Genomic DNA, 15968 nt, shown 5'->3' with positions numbered 1-15968 from the left:
CAATCGTTCTGCTTTTCTTGAGGCATGACCTCACCCATCAGAGAAGCGCGGATCGACATCATCGGCGCCGGGCCCGCCGGGCTCACCTGCGCCCGCATCCTGCAACGGCACGGCATCACGGTCACCGTCCACGACCGTGACCCCGGCCCCGGCGCCCGCGACCAGGGCGGCAGCCTCGACCTGCGCGCCGGCAGCGGTCAGCTCGCCCTGCGCGAGGCCGGTCTCCTCGACGCGTTCCTCCGGCTGTCCCGCCCGGAGGGCCAGGAGATGCGCATCCTGGGCGCCGACGGCGAGCTGCGGGCACGCATCGTCCCGGAGGAGGGCGAACTGGTCAAACCCGAGATCGACCGCGGCCGGCTGCGTGACCTCCTGCTCGATGCGCTGTCGCCCGGCACCGTCCGGTGGGGTCAGGCGCTCACCCATGTCAGCGGGCCCGCCGGCGGCCCCCGCACCCTGCATTTCGCCGACCGCGCCACCGTCGAGACGGACCTGGTCATCGGTGCCGACGGCGCGTTCTCCCGCGTCCGCCCGGCGGTCTCCCCGGCCGTCCCGCAGTACACCGGCGTCTGTTTCACCGAAGCCTGGTTCCACGCCGTGACCGATCGGCACACCGAGCTGTCCACCCTGGTCGGCCCGGGCAGTGCCACCGCAGCCGACGGCAGCCGCGCGCTGTGGGGCCAGCGCAACGGCGGCGATCACATCCGCGTCTACATCATCCGCAAGGTCCCGGCCGACTGGATCACCGCCGCCGGCTTACGGCCCGGCGACACCGCCGCCATCCGTGCCCACCTGCTCGGCGAGTTCGCCGGCTGGTCGCCCCGCATGCGGCGGATGATCAGCGACAACGACGGCCGATATGCCGATCGGCCGATCTTCGCGCTCCCCGTCCCGCACGTCTGGAACCACGATCCCACCGTCACTCTGCTCGGTGACGCCGCCCACCTCATGCCCCCACTGGGCGTCGGTGTCAACCTCGCCATGCTCGACGCCGCCGAGTTGGCGCTCGCGCTCGCCGGCTCCGCGACCATCGGCGAGGCTGTCCGCGCTTACGAGGACACCATGCTGCCGCGCTCCGTCGATGCCGCCAAGCTGCTCGAAGGCCGCGCCGAGGACCTGCTCAGCGATGACCTGCCACCCGAATTCGGCGACGATCACGGCGCCTGACGGCACAGCGGCGCCGGTCGCTCTCAGCCGGTGCAGATCGCGGCGGTGGGCCAGCGGCGGGTCGCGAACGCGTGCGGGGTGGTGCCCATCAGCTGCCGGAAGTCGGCGTTCATGTGCGATTGGTCGTAGTAGCCGGCCTCCGCGGCGAGCGCGGGCAGCCTCCGGTCGATCCCGGCGAGGGCCTTGCGCAGACGATCGATGCGTACGAACATCGCCGGTCCCAGCCCGACCCGGTCGGTGAACAGGTTCCGCAGATGCCGTTCGCTCACGTTGAGGCGCTGCGCGACGGCGCCGACGCGCTCGCCGGGCAGCAGTGCGGCGGCCTCGGCGACGATCCGGGACCGCCAGTCCGCGGGCCCGGCCGCCGGCAGGTCCCGGGCCAGCGCGTGCAGCCGGTCCTCGGCCGGCCCGGCCCGGACGATCTCCCGGATCAGGTCGTGCAGCGGCCCGCTGTCCAGGTCGGTGGCGGGCACGGCCCGGTCGGCGAGCTGCCGCGCCGGCACGCCCAGCAGCTCAGCGGCGCGGCCGGGCCGGAACCGCATCTGCACGCAGCTCTGGGCGGGCTGGGCGGCGAAATATCCGGCCCGGGTGCGGGGGCCGAGGATCACGATGTCGTACGGGTTCGCAGCCCCGAGTCGCCAGGTCAGGACGGTCGCGTGATCCGGCTCCTCGACGACCGACGGCGCCCGGGGGCCGTCCGGCGGCGCGCCGACGGTGACAGCGGAGAACCACGGTCCGAGATCGCCCATCCGCCCATTATCGACCCGTGCCGAAATCTCCAAGGCCTGCCGCCCGCGCTCTGGAACCGTGATCATCATGATTCTGGTAACCGGGGCGACCGGCACCGTCGGCCGCCACCTCACACGACAGCTCCACGACGGCGGGCATCCGGTCCGGGCGATGACCAGGGGACGGACCGGGGCGCTGCCGGACGGCGTGGAGGTGGCGTACGCCGACTTCACCGACCCGGCCTCGCTGCGCCGGGCGGTGGCCGGGGTGCGAGCGGTGTTTCTGTTGACTGCTCCGCCCGTACCCACGCCCGATTTTGATTGTTACCTGCTGGACGCCGCACGGGACGCGGGCGTCGCCACGGTGGTGAAGATGTCGGCGATCGGCACGGGCGAGCGGTTCGCGGGCGCGACGGTCGGGGCGTGGCATCTGGCTGCCGAGGAGGCGGTACGGGGCAGCGGCCTGGACTGGACGATCCTGCGGCCGTCGAGTTTCGCCTCGAACACCCTGCACTGGGCGGGTGCGATCCGGGCCGGCCAGCCGGTGCCGAACCTGACCGGCGACGGCAGGCAGGGTGTCATCGACCCGGCCGACATCGCCGCGGTGGCCGCGGCGGCGCTGACGCAGCCGGGTCACGGCGGCCGGACCTACACGCTGACCGGGCCGGAGCTGCTGACCGTAAGCGATCAGGCCGACATCCTCGCCGAGGTGCTCGGGCGACCCGTCACCATCACCGACGTCGCCGATGTCCCCGGGCTGCCGCCGGAGGTGGTCCTCGGTTCCGCCTGGGCCCGCGCCGGGCACAACGCGATCCTCACCACGGGCGTCCGGGACGTGCTGAAACGCTCCCCCACGAGTTTCCGGGAGTGGGCCCGTTTGACCTTCACCCTGGGCGAAGGTCGAGACTGAAACGCGTGGACGACCTTCTGCCGATCAGCGCGTTCTCCCGGGCGACGCTGATCTCCGCCAACACGCTGCGCGCCTACCACGAGTCCGGCCTGCTGGAGCCGGCCGTGGTGGATCCACGCACCGGCTATCGCGGCTATCGGGCGGCCCAGTTCGGCGACGCCGCCGTGATCCGGAGCCTGCGGGAGCTGGATGTGCCGCTTGCCGCCATCCGGGAGGTCCTGGCCGCCCGCGATCCGGAGGTGACCCGGCGGGTGCTGGCCGAGCACCGGGAGCGGACGCTGGCCCGGCAGGCGCACCTCCAGCACGTCCTGCGGCTGACCGAGGGGCTGCTCGGCGATCCGGCCACGGTGACCCCGACCGCGGTGACCGAGCGGGCGCTGCCGTCGTTCACCGCGTTCACGATCACCCGTGAGGTGACCGAGGAGGAGTTCCCAGGTTTCCTCGGCGAGGCGTTCGCGCTGCTCGGCCGGCACGCGTCCGGTCCACCGGGGGCCCTGTTCCCGGTGGAGTACCGCGACGAGCCCAGCCCCGTCACCGCGTTCGTCCCGGCCGCCGACGGCCCCGAACTGCTGCCGGGCGGCCGGTTCGCCGTCGCCGAGTTCACCGGCCCCTATCGGGAGCTGTCCACCGGCTACCGGTCGCTCGGCGCCTGGCTGGCCGGCACCGGATACGCGATCGGCGGCCGCGTCCGCGAGACCTATCTGCTCGGCCCCGGCGAGACCTCCTCCGAGCAGGACTACCGCACCGAGATCTGCTGGCCCATCACCGTTCAGGAGTGAGCATGCTCGCCATCGCCAACATCACGTTCGACTGTGCCGACGCCACCGCCCTCGCCGGGTTCTGGTCGCAGGCGCTCGGCAAGCCGGTCGATGCCGGCGCCAACCCCTATTTCGCGACGATCGGGTCCGCCGACCCCGGGCCGACGCTGATGTTCCTCCAGGTCGGCGAGGGCAAGACGGCGAAGAACCGGTGCCATCTCGACCTGACCGCCGGCGATCGGGCCGCCGAGGTGAAACGCCTGGTCGATCTCGGCGCGGTTCACGTCTCCGAGCATGCCGAGCACGGCCACGAGTGGATCGTCCTGCGCGATCCGTCCGGCAACGAGTTCTGCGTCGCCTGACGCCCGTGCCGCGGCACGCGTCTCGCCCGGCCATGCGGGCGAGACGCGGGACCCGGCCGTCAGACGATGGTTTCGGCCCGCTTCGACGCCTTGGCGATCAGGTCCCGGACCAGGGCCTCGTCGCCGCCCATGTTCTCCCAGCCGTTGTCGGTGACCACCACGACCGCCTTGCCGACCCGGGCAACCGCGGCGTACGTGCTGACCGTCGACGGGGCCTCGTCGGCGTAGCTGTACTTCGAACTGATCCGCACCACCATGGAATCCGCCTTCGACTCGACGATCTCCCACTTGTGCTGGCCCTTGCCGAGGCCGCCCGGGCACTTGGCGATCGCCGCCTTGATGTCGGTGAACTGTTCAGCGGCGCCGCCCGCACGGTGCTTGCCGATGAACTCCACCACCACACCGGACGGCACGCTCCCGGCCTCCTTGCCCGGGATGATGTACCGCATGGCCACCGCGTCGGTCCGGCTCGCGTCGCTGGGGTACCGCGCGTCCCCGCACGGGCGCAGCGGCCGCACATGTGCGAACTCGCCCTCCGGCAGCTTCTCCGCCTTCACCCCGCCGGTGTCGGCCGGCTGCAGCAACGCCTCCGCCGGGATGCCGTTGTCCTCCGGCGCCAGGGCCGCCGAGGTGGGGGCCGCGGACTGCTCCGGCGTTGCCGGTGAGGCGCCGGTGGCGGCGGGGGTGGAGCCGCATCCGGCAAGCGGGAGGGACAGGAGCGCGGCGGTGACGGCGAGACGGATGACGTTCTTCTGCATGGGGTACACACTGCCCGCTTGATCCACTGCCGACACCGGGCGGGGCACAGGCTGGCACGAACCCCGGATATGTGTCGAGTTCGGGCGCACCGGCCCACCCCGGATCAACACGCCTGCGACCATGGGCGGATGACTCCCGAGAACTCCCTCATCGACGTTCGCCGCGAGATCGACGCCATCGACGCGCAGGTGGTCGCGCTGCTGGCCGCCCGGGAGGTGCAGGTGCGCCGGGCCGCCACCTTCAAGACCGACGAGCAGGGGGTCCGCGCGCCGGCCCGGGTCGAGCAGGTGATCGGCAAGGTCCGCGCGCTCGCCACCGCGTCGGGCGGCTCCCCGGACGTGGTGGAGAGCGTCTACCGCGCCATGATCAACGCTTTCATCGACCTGGAGCTGTCCGAACACCGCCGAACCGACGGGTAACAAACATCGACGCTCATGTCGTACGGTGCTTCGCATGAGCGTCCGCCGGGTGGTCAGTGACGACGAGGTGGCCCGGGCCGGCTGCCACTACTTCGTGCGGCACGGCACCGTCGACATGGAGCGGCTGGCCGCCGAGATGTCCGTCAGCCGCGCCACCCTGTACCGGGTGACCGGCGGCCGGGACCGGCTGCTCGGCGAGGTGCTGTGGCGTCTCGCCGCGCACATGCTCGACGACGCCCGCCGCCGGCGCACCCGGGCCGGAGTGGACGGCGCGATCGAGGTCACCCACCGGTTCACCGCGGCGCTGCTGTCTGCCGAGCCGTTCCGCCGGTTCCTCTCCGGCGAGCCGGAGGCGGCCGCGCGGATCCTGCTGACCAGCGCCGGCGGCCTGACCGAGCGGGTGGTCGCCGCCCAGCACGAGATCTTCCAGGAGGTCGGGCTGACCGACGCCGGCCCCGACCTCGCCTACCTGTACGTGCGCCTCATCGAGTCCGCTCTGTACGGCGAGCTGGTCGCCGGTCATCCGGCCGATCTGGACATGGCGCAGAAGGCCGCCCGGGCGCTGTTGACGGCGTGCTGAGACACCTGTCGCACGTTTCCCGGTAACCGTGGCGTAACTCATCGAAGACTGCATATGGTGCGGCCCCAAGATTCGCGACAGGGAGTCCGATGGCAACACCCGCCCGCCGTTCCCGGCACTGGCAGTGGCTGCTCGTCCTGCCGACCACCGCACCGCTTCTCACGCCTTTCACCAACCGGATCGAGCCCACCCTGATGGGCGTTCCGTTCTTCTTCTGGTACCAGTTCGCCTGCGCGCTGTTCGCCATCGTCATGATCACGGCGGTGCACCTCCTCACCCGTGAGGAGCGACCATGAGCGACCGCGCCGTCGAGGTCGGCGTCTTCGCCGTCCTGATGACCGGCATGGTGCTGCTCGGTTTCGGAGCGGCCCGCTGGCGTGCCCCGGAGAACCCGCACTCCCTCGAGGAGTGGGGTGTCGGCGGGCGGGCGTTCGGCAACTGGACCATCTGGTTCCTGATCGGCGGGAGCATGTACAGCGCGTACACGTTCATCGCCGTGCCGGCCCTCACCTACGGCGTCGGCGTGATCGGCTTCTTCGCCGTCCCGTTCGCGATCGTCACGACGCCGCTGACCTTCGTCCTCACCACGCGGGCCTGGTCGGTCGCGCGACGGCACGGATATCTCACGCACAGCGAGTTCGCGAGCGCCAGGTTCGGCTCACCCGGCCTCGGCGCGGCGGTCGCGGTCACCGGGATTCTCGCCACCATGCCGTACGTCGCCGTGCAGCTCCTCTCTCTTCAAGCGGTGCTGCGTACGGTCGGTTTCGGCGGCGAATGGCCACTGCTCGCCGCGGTGGCCGTGGTGTCGATCTGCACGTTCCGGTCCGGGCTGCGCGCGCCCGCCCTACTGTCGGTGCTCAAGGACGTGCTGATGGCGTGGATGCTGCTCACCGCGGTGGTCATGGTCGCGATGTACGGCGGCTGGGGCAACACCTTCCGGGCCGCCGAGGCGCATTTCGCGGCCACCCCGTCGCCGGCCGACGGCCTGGTGCTGCCCGACACCGGCCACCTCGGGTTCCTCACCCTGGTCATCGGCTCGGCGCTGGCCATCTTCGCCTATCCGCACGCGCTGGTGGGCATGCTCGCGGCGAAAGACCGGGCGACGGTACGCCGTAACGCCGCGGCCCTGCCCATCTACTGTCTCGCCCTGGCGCTGATGGCGATGCTGGGCTTCTTCGCGCTGGCCAAGGGCGTGACCCCGGTCGACAAGGATCTCAACACCGTGATCCCGCGGATGATCCACGAGTATTTCCCGAGCTGGTCGGCCGGGGTCGCGTACGCCGCACTCAGTGTCGCCGCCCTGATCCCCGCCGCCGTCATGTCGATCGCCGCAGCGAACGCCTTCACCCGCAGCCTGTACCGGCCCTACCTGCGCCCGAACGCCTCCCCCGCCACCGAGGCCAAGGTCAGCCGCTGGGTGTCGCTGATCGTCAAGTTCGGCGCGGCCGCGCTGATCCTGGCGATCGACCCGGCGTTCTCCGTCGATCTGCAACTGATCGGCGGCGTGATCATCCTGCAGACCATCCCGGCCGCCGTGCTGGGCCTGCTCACCGGCTGGTTCCACCGGGCCGCCCTGATGACCGGCCTGATCACCGGCCTGGCCGTGGGCGTCGGCATGCTCTACCTGATCCCGAAACGCGACGGCGCCGGCCGCGTCGTCGCCGAACACTTCGGCGGCTCCAGCTGGCCGGTCGGCGACGGCCGGACCGTCTACGTCGGCATCGTCGCCCTGCTGGTCAACCTGGTTCTCGCCACCGTGCTGACGGCGCTGCTGCGCGGGCTCGGCCGGACCGGCGGCCAGGACGCGACCCGGCCCGCCGACTACTACACCGACGCCGACGACTCCCACATCAAACGCCTCGACGAGCTGATCGACGGGCTCCCCCGCCGCAACGCCCCGGTCCACGCCACCGCGTCGCGGCCACCCGACCTGAAAGCCCCGCCCGCAGCCCGTCCCGCCGACCTGTCCGACCTGACCTCCGGTCCCGGCCTCGGTCACCTCAACAGCCCGCCGCCGGTCGGCCGCGCCCGTATCCCGGACCACGACACCGCCCGCCACCGTCACATCAACCGCCCCTGACCGCGTGTGGAGTTCGGCCGCTGCTCGCGCCCGAACTCCACACTGCCGCCCGCCGCTACTGTTCCCGGCATGAGTGCACCCTCGCAGCAGGCCACGACCGGCCCGTGGATCGACGCCGACCCTGTGCACGACGAGCTTCGCGCCGCCAAAGCGCTGGTGTACGACCCGAGCGGCTTCTCCTGCTCCCGTCCGGCGCCCGAGCGGGAGAGCGCTGACTACTGCGCCCATGCCCTCCTGATCAACGGCCTGTCCGTCCGGTTTCGCACGGGACGGACGACTCCGGCGAAGGCGGGACAGTTCGTCACACTGTGGGTGAGGTCCGGCGACGGTCCGATCCGGCCCCTGGACATGACGGACCCCGTCGATCTGGTGGTGATCAGCACCCGGGACGCCGGGTGCTTCGGCCACTTCGTCTTCCCGATGGAAGCCCTCCGCGATCACGGCGTCGTCGGGAACGACCGTGCCGGGGGCAAGCGCGGCTTCCGCTTATATCCACCCTGGGTCACCACCACGAGCCGCCAGGCCGGCAAGTCGCAGGCATGGCAGATCGGCTACTTCCTGCCCGTGGACGACGGCATGTCGCTGGACATCACCCGGGCCCGGGAGCTGTACCGCACGGCAGCTCGCTGATCAGGCGTCGGTGACCGTCAGCGTGGCCAGGTACTCCCCGGCGGTGACCGACTGTGACAGCGCCGCGGACTGTCCCGCCCAGAGGTTGACATAGCGGGAGTCGTCGCGTGCGGCGGCGGCTCGGCGCAGAGGCTGCATCAACGCGTTCTGCACCGGATATTCGGGCACGTTCGCCTCCTCCGCCGCGAACTCCTGGATCAGGGGGTTGAGGATCCCCCGTGCGTGGCGGCCGGAGAACAGCCGGGTGAGCACGGTGGTCCGGGCGCCGGGCCCGGTGAGCGCGGCCTTGTGCACCGGGCTGGCCCCGGACTCCGCCGTCGCCAGGAAGCCGGTTCCGATCTGGACCCCCGCGGCCCCGAGGGCGTGTGCCGCGATCACGCCCCGGCGGTCGGCGATGCCGCCGGCCGCGACGACGGGGATGCCGACAGCGTCGACGGCTTGCGGAACGAGCGAGAAGGTGCCGACCAGTGACTCGGTGACCGGCCGCAGGAAGGCGCCCCGATGCCCGCCGGCGTCGCTGCCGGAGGCGACCACGACGTCGAGTCCCGCCGCTTCCACGGCCACCGCTTCGTCGACGGTGGTGGCGGTGCCGATCGTCACGATGCCGCGGCGGCGCGCCTCGGTCACCACGTCGGCGGACGGCACACCCATGACGAAACTGATCACCGGTGGCTGCGCCGCCAGCAGCGCGTCCACCTGGTCGTCGAAGGAGGGCGGGGGTGCGTACGAGGCCGGAACCGGCATGCCGAACCGCTCGTAGAGTGGCCGGAGCCGTTCGAGGTCAGCGGGCGCCGGGCGCAGGTCCGCCTCCCCCGGGTGCGGCACCCACAGGTTCACGTTGAACGGCAGGCCGGCGGGCACCGCCGACTTCAGGTCGGCGACGAGCGCCGTGATCGCGCCGGGGTCCAGGTGATGCGCGCCGAACGAGCCGAGGCCGCCGGCGCCGCTGACCGCGGCGGTGAGCGGGATGCTGGACAGGCCACCGCCGAACGGACCCTGAATGATCGGGACGTCGATGCCGAGCAGTTCGGTCAGGCGGGCCCTCATGCCGCACCGACCAGACGGCCGTGGCTCAGCTCGACCGTGACCTGGGCGACCCGGCGCCCGAGGTGCTCAGCGGTGCGCAGGTCGGCTGTCCCCGGCGCGTCGTCGGGGCCGGCATCCGAGGGCGCTTGCGCCATCGCCCCGAGGAACCCGCCCAGCCGGTTGAGGTCTCCGGCGTCACCACCGGTGGTGTAGAGCCAGCCGGGCGGCAGGCCGAGCGAGACCCAGTGCATGCCGTGCTGAGCGGCGAACACCGTCAGCGACGACAGGGTGTTGAGCTTGTCCCCGTTGACGCCGGCGGACGTGGTGAACCCCGCAGCGATCTTGTCGCGCCAGCCCTGCTGTGCCCAGATCGGCCCGCTGGCCTCGGCGAATGCCTGGAAGACGGCGGACTGGCTGCCCATGTAGGTGGGAGTGCCGAAGACGATCGCGTCGGCCTCGGCGAGCGCCTGCCACAGCGGCTCGCCCACGACAGCGACGTCGTGCAGCGTGGCGGTGACACCGGTCACCGATGCCGCTCCCTCGGCAACGGCCCGAGCCTGGCGTGCGGTGTGGCCGTATCCACTGTGATACGCGATGGCGACACTGATGGACATGTCGCTCTCCTTCCGAGAGGTGACGCCCTGAAAGGTAGACGACCGGTCAACTAAAAGATAGTTGACCGGCCGTATACTTGTGCCATGGGTCGAACCAGCACCGCCCGTGACCGGCTCCGCGACAGCGCCTGTGAACTGCTGCACACCCGCGGCTACGCAGCGATCGGGGTGGCCGAGATCTGCGCCCGCGCCGACGTCCGCAAGGGCAGCTTCTACCACTTCTTCGAGTCCAAGCAGGCTCTCACCATCGAAGTGATCGACACCCACTGGCAGGCACAACGGGCAGCCTGGCGGGAGCAGCTCCACGGGGCCGAACCGGCTGTCGAACGCCTACGCCGGCTCGTCGCCTGGCTCGTGGCGACACAGCGCGAGGCCTGGCAGGAGACCGGCCGGGTCGACGGATGCCTCCTGGGCAATCTCGCCCTCGAACTGAGCAATCAGGAAGCCGCCGTTCAGGAGCGCCTCACCACCGCCTTCGACGAACAGGCCGCGATGGTGCACACCGTCCTCACCGAGGGCGTCCAGGACGGCAGCGTGGCGCCCGGGTACGCCGATCGGGCCACCGCACGGGCCGTGGTCGCACAGATCGAAGGCGCCGTGCTGCTGGCGAAACTGGCCCGCGAGGTGCGGCCGCTCGACGATCTGTGGCCGCACGTGCGACGGCTGGTGACGACCAGCGCGCCCGACGATCGATGACAGGGTCCGGCCGGAAACCTCGGCTGGCTGTCGTGGCTGTCTCCGGGCGCGGGAGACAGCCACGACAGCCAGCCGAGCAAGGTCCCCCGTGGGCCGGAACGCGATGTGGATCCGGTCAGGAGACCTTGAGGGACTTCAGAGTGCCGGTGAGGACGGCGGTCAGGGCCGGGGCGTGGGCGGCGGCGTCGGCGGTGACCGGGGTGGCGGACTCGATCTTGGCGGTGATGATGGCGTTGCGGGAGACGGTCTCGGCGTGGACCGTGGTGGCGGGGAGGAGCCGGCCGGCCGGGTCGACGATCATCATGGCGCGGTCGCCGACATCGGGCAGGGACACGACGGTGAGGCCGGAGTCGCGGGCCGCCTTCTCGCTGAGTTCGTAATCGGCGGCGCTGTCGGCGATCGTCCGGTCGATGATGATCCGGACGGGGAGGTCGACCTTGTCACCCGTACCGTAATCGCAATTGATCTTGTAGCTTTCGCTGCTCTCGGCGGGCTGGGAGGCGATGAGCTGCCGTCCGGAGAGCACGGGGCAGCCGCCGTCGACGCTGTGCCAGGGGGTACGGGAGATCGTGTCGAGCGGGTTCGAACAGCCGGCGAGCAGCACGACCGCCAGCAGGGCAAATGCTCTGCGCACCTATTTCACCTTGCGGGTGGAGCGGGCGACGACCTTGTTGTACTCCGGGTGCTTGTCGAGCCAGCCGCTCAGGAACGGGCAGATCGGCACGACCGTCCGGCTGCGGCTGCGGGCGTCGTCCATCACCGCGCGGGCCAGCGCCGACCCCGCGCCGTGCCCCTCGAACCGCGGGTCCACCTGGGTGTGCGTGTAGACGATGATCGCGCCGCTGAGCTGATAGGTGACGACTCCGGCGAGCTCGCCCGTCTCGTCGCGCGCCTCGAACCGCTCCCGCTCGGGCACGTCCTCCACCGTGAGATTCACCCGGTCATCAAATCAGACGCCCGGCGATCCGCTCGATGGCGGCCAGGTCATCGGGGGTGAGCCGGTCGATGAAGTGCCGCCGCACCGACGCGAGGTGGGCCGGCGCCGCGCTCTCCAGGACCTCGCGTCCCTGCTCGGTGAGCACGAGCAGGCAGCCCCTGCCGTCGGCGGGATCGGGTTCGCGGCGCAGCAGCCCGCGGGCCTCCATCCGGGTCGCGTGGCGGGACAGCCGGCTGCGTGACCAGCCCATCTTGTCGGCCTGCGCGTGCAGCGTGCCGGTGTGGCCGGGCTGCTCGGACAGTGTGCTCAGCACCTCGTAGTCGGGCTCGGACAGCCCGGACTCCGCCAGGTCGCCCGCGGTGGCGGTGTGAACGGCGACGACCATGCGCAGGTACGCACGCCAGGCGCGCTCCTCGGCCGGCTCCAGCCAGCGCACCGGCGGTTTCGTTGACATGTAATCAAACTAGCACCTAGGCTTCGTTTCCATGTCAACGAAACTGCTCGTGCTGATCTGCAGCAACCGCTCCGGCGCCCTCGGCCCGTCCGTCGGGCAGTGGCTCGCCGACACGATCGCGCCGCGGGCCGCCGAGCTGGGCGCGGAGATCGTCCCGGTTCGGCTCGACCTGCCGTTCCTCGACACCGAGGAGGCCGGGGACCACGCCCGCCGGTGGAGCGAGACGGTCGCCGGGGCGGACGGATTCATCGCGGTGACGCCGGAATACAACTCCGGGATGCCGGCGACCCTGAAGAACGCCCTCGACTACCTGAAACGCGAGTGGGCGTGGAAGCCGATCGGGTTCGTCAGCTACGGCCACACCTCGGCCGGGACCCGTTCGGTGCAGCACGCCAAACAGGTGGTGACCGCGTTGCGGCTGGTTCCGCTGGGCGCCACGGTCACCATCCGGATCGGTGACGAGACCCGGCCGGACGGCGCGGCGCTCGGCATGCTGGACGAGCTGGTGCGGCTGTCCCACGCGCTGCGGCCGATGCGGGAACGGGACGGGGCGACGGCCGCGCCGGTCCCCGGGTCGTACGCGCGGCGGCTCACCCCGGACGACGCGCCGCAGGTCACCGTGCTGCAGCGGTGCTGCTGGGTCGAGGAGGCGATCCTCAACGACACCCTGGACCATCCGGCGTTGCACGAGACGATCGGCGACGTACGGGGTTGGCTCGCCGCTCACCACGTCACCGGGGTGTGGCGGGACGGGCGGCTGCTGGGCATGGTGCGGACCCACGCCGACGGGCCGGACTGGCACATCGGACGCCTCGGGGTGCTGCCGGACGTGCGCGGGCATGGACTCGGGCGCTGGCTGCTGCGTACCGCTGAAGCCTCGGCGACCCCGGACATCCGCCGCCTCGTGCTGTTCACCGGCGCCGCCAGCAAACGCAACATCGACCTCTATCGCAGTGCCGGGTACGAGATCGTGAGCACCGCCGACGGCGTCGTCCAGCTGACCAGGCCCGTTCCCGCCGGGGAGGTCTCCTGGAAACGGCAGCCGGGGACCACGTAACCTTTCGGCCCGGGCACCGGTCCTTCCTCCGGCCGGTTTCCTGTCGAAGGGAGCATTCCGATGACCGACCAGGACCCGTCGCGCGGCTCCGGCACCGTCTACGGCCGTGGCGGCGTGAACGTCAGCGCGGGCGCGCCGAGCCGCATGCCCCGGATCGTCCCGGCCATCGTCGGTGTCAGCGCGGTCGCCGTCCTGATCCTGGGCTACACCGCCTGGTCGAGCATCGGCGGCAGCCCCGACGAGCCGGCCGCCGCCATCGCCGCCACCTCCGTGGCCACCGCCTCCGCCGCGCCGGAACCGACCGCGGCGAACCCGGTCCCGGCTCAGCTGACCACCGGCACGTGGCTCGTGTCCCCGCTCGGTGATCCGAACACCTATCTCACGGTCAGCAACGAGTTCGCCAAGATGTCGCCGGCCGATCCGACGAAGCTGTCCGTGGTCACCGGGCTCGCCGATGACACGTGCTTCTCGTTCCGGCTCGAGGACGGGCGCTACCTGCGGCACTTCGACTACCGGCTGCGCTTCGACGCCGCCGACGACAGCGACCTGTTCCGCGCCGACGCGACGTTCTGTCAGGAGGCCGGGACCGCTGTCGGCACGATCCGGCTGCGCTCCAAGAACTATCCCGAATTCCTGCTGCACCGGCGGGACGACAACAGCCTCTACATCGCGAAGCCGGAGGGCGACGACTTCGCCGCCCGTAGCTCCTTCATGGTGCAGGACCCGTCCGCCACCACCTGACGCGGTTCGCCGCTCAGCCGGCCTGCCGTGGATCTTGTGCGGCTGGTTCTTCTGGCTGTCTCGCGGCCGTTGAGACAGCCAGAAGAACCAGCCGATGGGGTCAGTCGGATGACGCGGGGCTCAGGCGAACCAGCGGCGCTGGCGGGAGGGCTGGAGCCAGCGGGCGATGTCGCTGATCACGGCCGGGTCGACATGCCGGTCGGCGTGAGCGGCACGGTTCGCGGTGGCGCGGTCCGCGGCGGCGGGACGGTCCGCATCAGGGGCGCGGTCCGCATCAGGGCCGCGGTCCGCATCAGGGGCGCCGAAGAAGAAGTGGTCCAGGTCGTCGTGGACGCGGACGGTGGCGCCGGGAAGGCCGGCCCGCCACAGCGCCAGATCATCGGCGACGGTGACCTGATGATCACGACCGCCCTGGAGGATCAGCACCGGAAGGTTCAGGGATGCGGCGGTCGCGACCTGGTCGTAGGTGCGCAGGTCGAGCCAGTACGAGGCGGCCAAGCCGAACGGCAGCCCGGCCGCGGGGGTCGACGGTGACAGGTCCGGGCTGTCGGCGAGCGCCGCCTGCCGGATCATCGCCTCGACCGCCGCGTCGCCGTCGGGACCGGGGTGCCCGGCGGCGAGATGACGGACCGCCCGGACCGCTGCCTGCGGCAGTGGGGCGGCGTCACCGGCCAGGATGACCAGGCCGGCGACCCGGCCGTCGGCGGCGGCGACCCGGGGCGCGGCCCGGCCGCCGGCGCTGTGACCGAGCAGATGGACGCGGTCCGGGGCCACGCCGGGCTGCCGGCGCAGCAGGTCGAGGGCGGCCAGGGCGGACGGCAGGTACTCCTCGACCATGGTGTGCCCGGGCTCGGAGGCGAGCTCCGGCCGGTCGTAGGTGACCTTGTCCATCCGCAGCACCGCGATGCCCCGGCTGGCCAGGCCCCAGGCGAGGTCTTTGAGCGGCTTGTCGGGGCCGACGCTCTGATCCCTGTCGAACGGCCCGCCACCGCCGAGCAGCACCACACCCGGCACTCCGCCCCAGCGACGCGGCAGGGTGACGGTGGCGCCGACGGCGAGCGGCCCGGATCCGATGGTGACATCGTGCTCGCGGAACCGGACCGGCAGGGCGTAACGGGGTGGCCGCCAGGCGGCGCTGGCCAGCGGGCCGATCCGGAGCCCGTGCAGCCATCCGGCCTCGTCGACCGTCACGATCACGGTGTGGCCGTGGCGTTCCGCGGTGACCAGCACCTCGACCCGGGTCAGTCCGGGACCGGCCGGTCCGGGCTCGGCGGGGCCGACGGACCAGTCGGTTCCGATGCGGACGCGCTCGGCGGCCCACGCCGTCCGCATGGTGTCGGCGGAGACGACGGCGCGCAGCGGCGGCGCGAAACGTGCCTCGATGTCGGTGTAGCGCTCGTCCCGGGCCATGTCGATGACCTCGAGAGCGACCGCCACCGGGTCGGTCGTCACATCCATCCCCACCTTTCTCAATTCACGAGAAAGGTAGCACCGTATGAGATCGTTGGCGAATGACCACGATGGAACTGCTGGGGCATCCGGCGCGGCTGCGGATCGTGCACGCGCTGCGCGGTGGCCGCACCCTGACCACCGCGCAGCTCGGCGCGTTGCTGCCGGACGTGTCCAAGGCGATGGTCTACCGGCACGTCGAGGCCCTGGCCGCCGGCGGGATCCTGGAGGTCTCCGAGGAGCGGCGGGTGCGCGGCGCCATCGAACGGCACTACCGGCTGCACGAGCACCGGGCCGGCATCGACCCGGAAGCCGCCCGGTCGATGTCCAAGGATGATCACCGGCAGGCATTCGCCACCGCGATGGCGACGCTGATCGCCGAGTTCGGCGCCTACCTGGACCGGGACGCCACCGATCCGGCCGGCGATCCGGTGGGATACCGCCAGCACGGTCTCTGGCTCACCGACGACGAGCTCACCGATCTGATCGCGGCGTTACGGGAAGCGATCGTGCCGAAGCTGGCGAACCCGGCCGGCCCGGACCGCAGACGCTACCTGTTGAGCCCCGTGATCTTCCCGGCCGAAGGCTGAGACCATGACGACCC

General features: G+C 71.5%; 21 protein-coding genes. 13 read left to right on the top strand and 8 right to left on the bottom strand.

Annotated elements, in window-relative coordinates:
• Positions 1-24 precede the first annotated feature (24 nt).
• Entirely contained in the window at positions 25-1164 is a 1140-nt protein-coding gene (locus ACZ3II_RS13205; protein ID WP_465517847.1) for an FAD-dependent oxidoreductase, read from the top strand.
• Between the two features lie 23 nt (positions 1165-1187).
• Here the strand turns inward: ACZ3II_RS13205 and ACZ3II_RS13200 are convergent, their stop codons facing one another.
• Positions 1188-1913, bottom strand: a complete 726-nt coding sequence (locus ACZ3II_RS13200; protein WP_465517846.1) for an AraC family transcriptional regulator — start codon at positions 1911-1913, stop codon at positions 1188-1190.
• Between the two features lie 67 nt (positions 1914-1980).
• Here ACZ3II_RS13200 and ACZ3II_RS13195 point away from each other — a divergent pair, with 67 nt between their 5' ends.
• The 3 genes from ACZ3II_RS13195 to ACZ3II_RS13185 are packed head-to-tail and all read left to right on the top strand — an operon-like array spanning position 1981 to position 3922.
• Positions 1981-2802 (top strand): NAD(P)H-binding protein, encoded by an 822-nt coding sequence (locus ACZ3II_RS13195; RefSeq protein ID WP_465517845.1) that lies wholly within the window; start codon positions 1981-1983, stop codon positions 2800-2802.
• 5 nt (positions 2803-2807) lie between these two features.
• Complete coding sequence (locus ACZ3II_RS13190; protein WP_465517844.1) at positions 2808-3581, top strand: MerR family transcriptional regulator; 774 nt, start codon at positions 2808-2810, stop codon at positions 3579-3581.
• A 2-nt stretch (positions 3582-3583) separates the two neighbouring features.
• Positions 3584-3922, top strand: a complete 339-nt coding sequence (locus tag ACZ3II_RS13185) for a VOC family protein (protein WP_465517916.1) — start codon at positions 3584-3586, stop codon at positions 3920-3922.
• Between the two features lie 59 nt (positions 3923-3981).
• On the opposite strand, the gene ACZ3II_RS13180 is transcribed toward ACZ3II_RS13185, so the two are convergent.
• Complete coding sequence (locus ACZ3II_RS13180) at positions 3982-4680, bottom strand: hypothetical protein (protein ID WP_465517843.1); 699 nt, start codon at positions 4678-4680, stop codon at positions 3982-3984.
• 129 nt (positions 4681-4809) lie between these two features.
• On the opposite strand from ACZ3II_RS13180, the gene ACZ3II_RS13175 reads away from it, so the two are divergent.
• The 5 genes from ACZ3II_RS13175 (at position 4810) to ACZ3II_RS13155 (ending at position 8390) form a co-directional block, all read left to right on the top strand.
• On the top strand, positions 4810-5100 hold the full coding sequence (locus ACZ3II_RS13175) for a chorismate mutase (protein WP_465517842.1): 291 nt from the start codon (positions 4810-4812) through the stop codon (positions 5098-5100).
• A 34-nt stretch (positions 5101-5134) separates the two neighbouring features.
• Positions 5135-5680, top strand: a complete 546-nt coding sequence (locus ACZ3II_RS13170) for a QsdR family transcriptional regulator (protein WP_465517841.1) — start codon at positions 5135-5137, stop codon at positions 5678-5680.
• Positions 5681-5769: 89 nt separating this feature from the next.
• Entirely contained in the window at positions 5770-5976 is a 207-nt protein-coding gene (locus ACZ3II_RS13165) for a DUF3311 domain-containing protein (RefSeq protein WP_465517840.1), read from the top strand.
• On the top strand, positions 5973-7760 hold the full coding sequence (locus tag ACZ3II_RS13160) for a sodium:solute symporter family protein (protein ID WP_465517839.1): 1788 nt from the start codon (positions 5973-5975) through the stop codon (positions 7758-7760). Before ACZ3II_RS13165 ends, ACZ3II_RS13160 begins: the two co-directional genes overlap by 4 nt.
• A gap of 69 nt (positions 7761-7829) precedes the next feature.
• The gene (locus ACZ3II_RS13155) at positions 7830-8390 is read left to right on the top strand and encodes a MepB family protein (RefSeq protein WP_465517838.1); all 561 of its coding nucleotides are present in this window, start codon (positions 7830-7832) and stop codon (positions 8388-8390) included.
• Here ACZ3II_RS13155 and ACZ3II_RS13150 read toward each other — a convergent pair whose 3' ends face one another.
• A complete protein-coding gene (locus tag ACZ3II_RS13150) occupies positions 8391-9437 on the bottom strand; it encodes an NAD(P)H-dependent flavin oxidoreductase (protein WP_465517837.1) in 1047 nt (348 codons plus the stop codon).
• Complete coding sequence (locus ACZ3II_RS13145; RefSeq protein ID WP_465517836.1) at positions 9434-10030, bottom strand: flavodoxin family protein; 597 nt, start codon at positions 10028-10030, stop codon at positions 9434-9436. The genes ACZ3II_RS13150 and ACZ3II_RS13145 overlap by 4 nt, the downstream gene beginning before the upstream one ends.
• An 84-nt stretch (positions 10031-10114) precedes the next feature.
• Between ACZ3II_RS13145 and ACZ3II_RS13140 the strand changes: the two genes are divergently transcribed.
• Entirely contained in the window at positions 10115-10726 is a 612-nt protein-coding gene (locus ACZ3II_RS13140; protein ID WP_465517835.1) for a TetR/AcrR family transcriptional regulator, read from the top strand.
• A gap of 115 nt (positions 10727-10841) precedes the next feature.
• Here the strand turns inward: ACZ3II_RS13140 and ACZ3II_RS13135 are convergent, their stop codons facing one another.
• From ACZ3II_RS13135 to ACZ3II_RS13125, 3 genes are read right to left on the bottom strand one after another with little or no spacing between them, the layout of a single operon-like run.
• Positions 10842-11360, bottom strand: a complete 519-nt coding sequence (locus tag ACZ3II_RS13135) for a putative periplasmic lipoprotein (protein WP_465517834.1) — start codon at positions 11358-11360, stop codon at positions 10842-10844.
• A complete protein-coding gene (locus ACZ3II_RS13130) occupies positions 11361-11663 on the bottom strand; it encodes a GNAT family N-acetyltransferase (RefSeq protein WP_465517833.1) in 303 nt (100 codons plus the stop codon).
• A 7-nt stretch (positions 11664-11670) separates the two neighbouring features.
• On the bottom strand, positions 11671-12117 hold the full coding sequence (locus tag ACZ3II_RS13125) for a MarR family winged helix-turn-helix transcriptional regulator (protein WP_465517832.1): 447 nt from the start codon (positions 12115-12117) through the stop codon (positions 11671-11673).
• 31 nt (positions 12118-12148) lie between these two features.
• Between ACZ3II_RS13125 and ACZ3II_RS13120 the strand changes: the two genes are divergently transcribed.
• A complete protein-coding gene (locus ACZ3II_RS13120; protein WP_465517831.1) occupies positions 12149-13174 on the top strand; it encodes a GNAT family N-acetyltransferase in 1026 nt (341 codons plus the stop codon).
• A gap of 60 nt (positions 13175-13234) precedes the next feature.
• Positions 13235-13915, top strand: coding sequence for an AbfB domain-containing protein (locus ACZ3II_RS13115; protein WP_465517830.1), 681 nt, complete (start codon positions 13235-13237; stop codon positions 13913-13915).
• A gap of 120 nt (positions 13916-14035) precedes the next feature.
• Here the strand turns inward: ACZ3II_RS13115 and ACZ3II_RS13110 are convergent, their stop codons facing one another.
• Positions 14036-15373, bottom strand: a complete 1338-nt coding sequence (locus ACZ3II_RS13110) for an alpha/beta hydrolase family protein (RefSeq protein WP_465517829.1) — start codon at positions 15371-15373, stop codon at positions 14036-14038.
• Between the two features lie 53 nt (positions 15374-15426).
• Here ACZ3II_RS13110 and ACZ3II_RS13105 point away from each other — a divergent pair, with 53 nt between their 5' ends.
• Positions 15427-15954, top strand: coding sequence for a helix-turn-helix domain-containing protein (locus ACZ3II_RS13105; RefSeq protein WP_465517828.1), 528 nt, complete (start codon positions 15427-15429; stop codon positions 15952-15954).
• Positions 15955-15968 lie beyond the last annotated feature (14 nt).

This window comes from Actinoplanes sp. NPDC019969 (genome assembly GCF_055562375.1).
The sequence above is the reverse complement of the archived record's forward strand: the minus strand, read 5'-3'. Positions and strand labels throughout refer to the sequence as shown.

Bases quoted from the DNA above. Each gene is read 5' to 3' on its own strand.
- ACZ3II_RS13115 (WP_465517830.1), top strand. From the start codon at position 13,235: ATGACCGACCAGGACCCGTCGCGCGGCTCCGGCACCGTCTACGGCCGT.
- ACZ3II_RS13140 (WP_465517835.1), top strand. From the start codon at position 10,115: ATGGGTCGAACCAGCACCGCCCGTGACCGGCTCCGCGACAGCGCCTGT.
- ACZ3II_RS13120 (WP_465517831.1), top strand. From the start codon at position 12,149: ATGTCAACGAAACTGCTCGTGCTGATCTGCAGCAACCGCTCCGGCGCC.
- ACZ3II_RS13165 (WP_465517840.1), top strand. From the start codon at position 5,770: ATGGCAACACCCGCCCGCCGTTCCCGGCACTGGCAGTGGCTGCTCGTC.
- ACZ3II_RS13155 (WP_465517838.1), top strand. From the start codon at position 7,830: ATGAGTGCACCCTCGCAGCAGGCCACGACCGGCCCGTGGATCGACGCC.
- ACZ3II_RS13110 (WP_465517829.1), bottom strand. From the start codon at position 15,373: ATGGATGTGACGACCGACCCGGTGGCGGTCGCTCTCGAGGTCATCGAC.
- ACZ3II_RS13170 (WP_465517841.1), top strand. From the start codon at position 5,135: ATGAGCGTCCGCCGGGTGGTCAGTGACGACGAGGTGGCCCGGGCCGGC.
- ACZ3II_RS13185 (WP_465517916.1), top strand. From the start codon at position 3,584: ATGCTCGCCATCGCCAACATCACGTTCGACTGTGCCGACGCCACCGCC.
- ACZ3II_RS13160 (WP_465517839.1), top strand. From the start codon at position 5,973: ATGAGCGACCGCGCCGTCGAGGTCGGCGTCTTCGCCGTCCTGATGACC.
- ACZ3II_RS13125 (WP_465517832.1), bottom strand. From the start codon at position 12,117: ATGTCAACGAAACCGCCGGTGCGCTGGCTGGAGCCGGCCGAGGAGCGC.
- ACZ3II_RS13205 (WP_465517847.1), top strand. From the start codon at position 25: ATGACCTCACCCATCAGAGAAGCGCGGATCGACATCATCGGCGCCGGG.
- ACZ3II_RS13150 (WP_465517837.1), bottom strand. From the start codon at position 9,437: ATGAGGGCCCGCCTGACCGAACTGCTCGGCATCGACGTCCCGATCATT.
- ACZ3II_RS13200 (WP_465517846.1), bottom strand. From the start codon at position 1,913: ATGGGCGATCTCGGACCGTGGTTCTCCGCTGTCACCGTCGGCGCGCCG.
- ACZ3II_RS13175 (WP_465517842.1), top strand. From the start codon at position 4,810: ATGACTCCCGAGAACTCCCTCATCGACGTTCGCCGCGAGATCGACGCC.
- ACZ3II_RS13195 (WP_465517845.1), top strand. From the start codon at position 1,981: ATGATTCTGGTAACCGGGGCGACCGGCACCGTCGGCCGCCACCTCACA.
- ACZ3II_RS13145 (WP_465517836.1), bottom strand. From the start codon at position 10,030: ATGTCCATCAGTGTCGCCATCGCGTATCACAGTGGATACGGCCACACC.
- ACZ3II_RS13105 (WP_465517828.1), top strand. From the start codon at position 15,427: ATGACCACGATGGAACTGCTGGGGCATCCGGCGCGGCTGCGGATCGTG.
- ACZ3II_RS13180 (WP_465517843.1), bottom strand. From the start codon at position 4,680: ATGCAGAAGAACGTCATCCGTCTCGCCGTCACCGCCGCGCTCCTGTCC.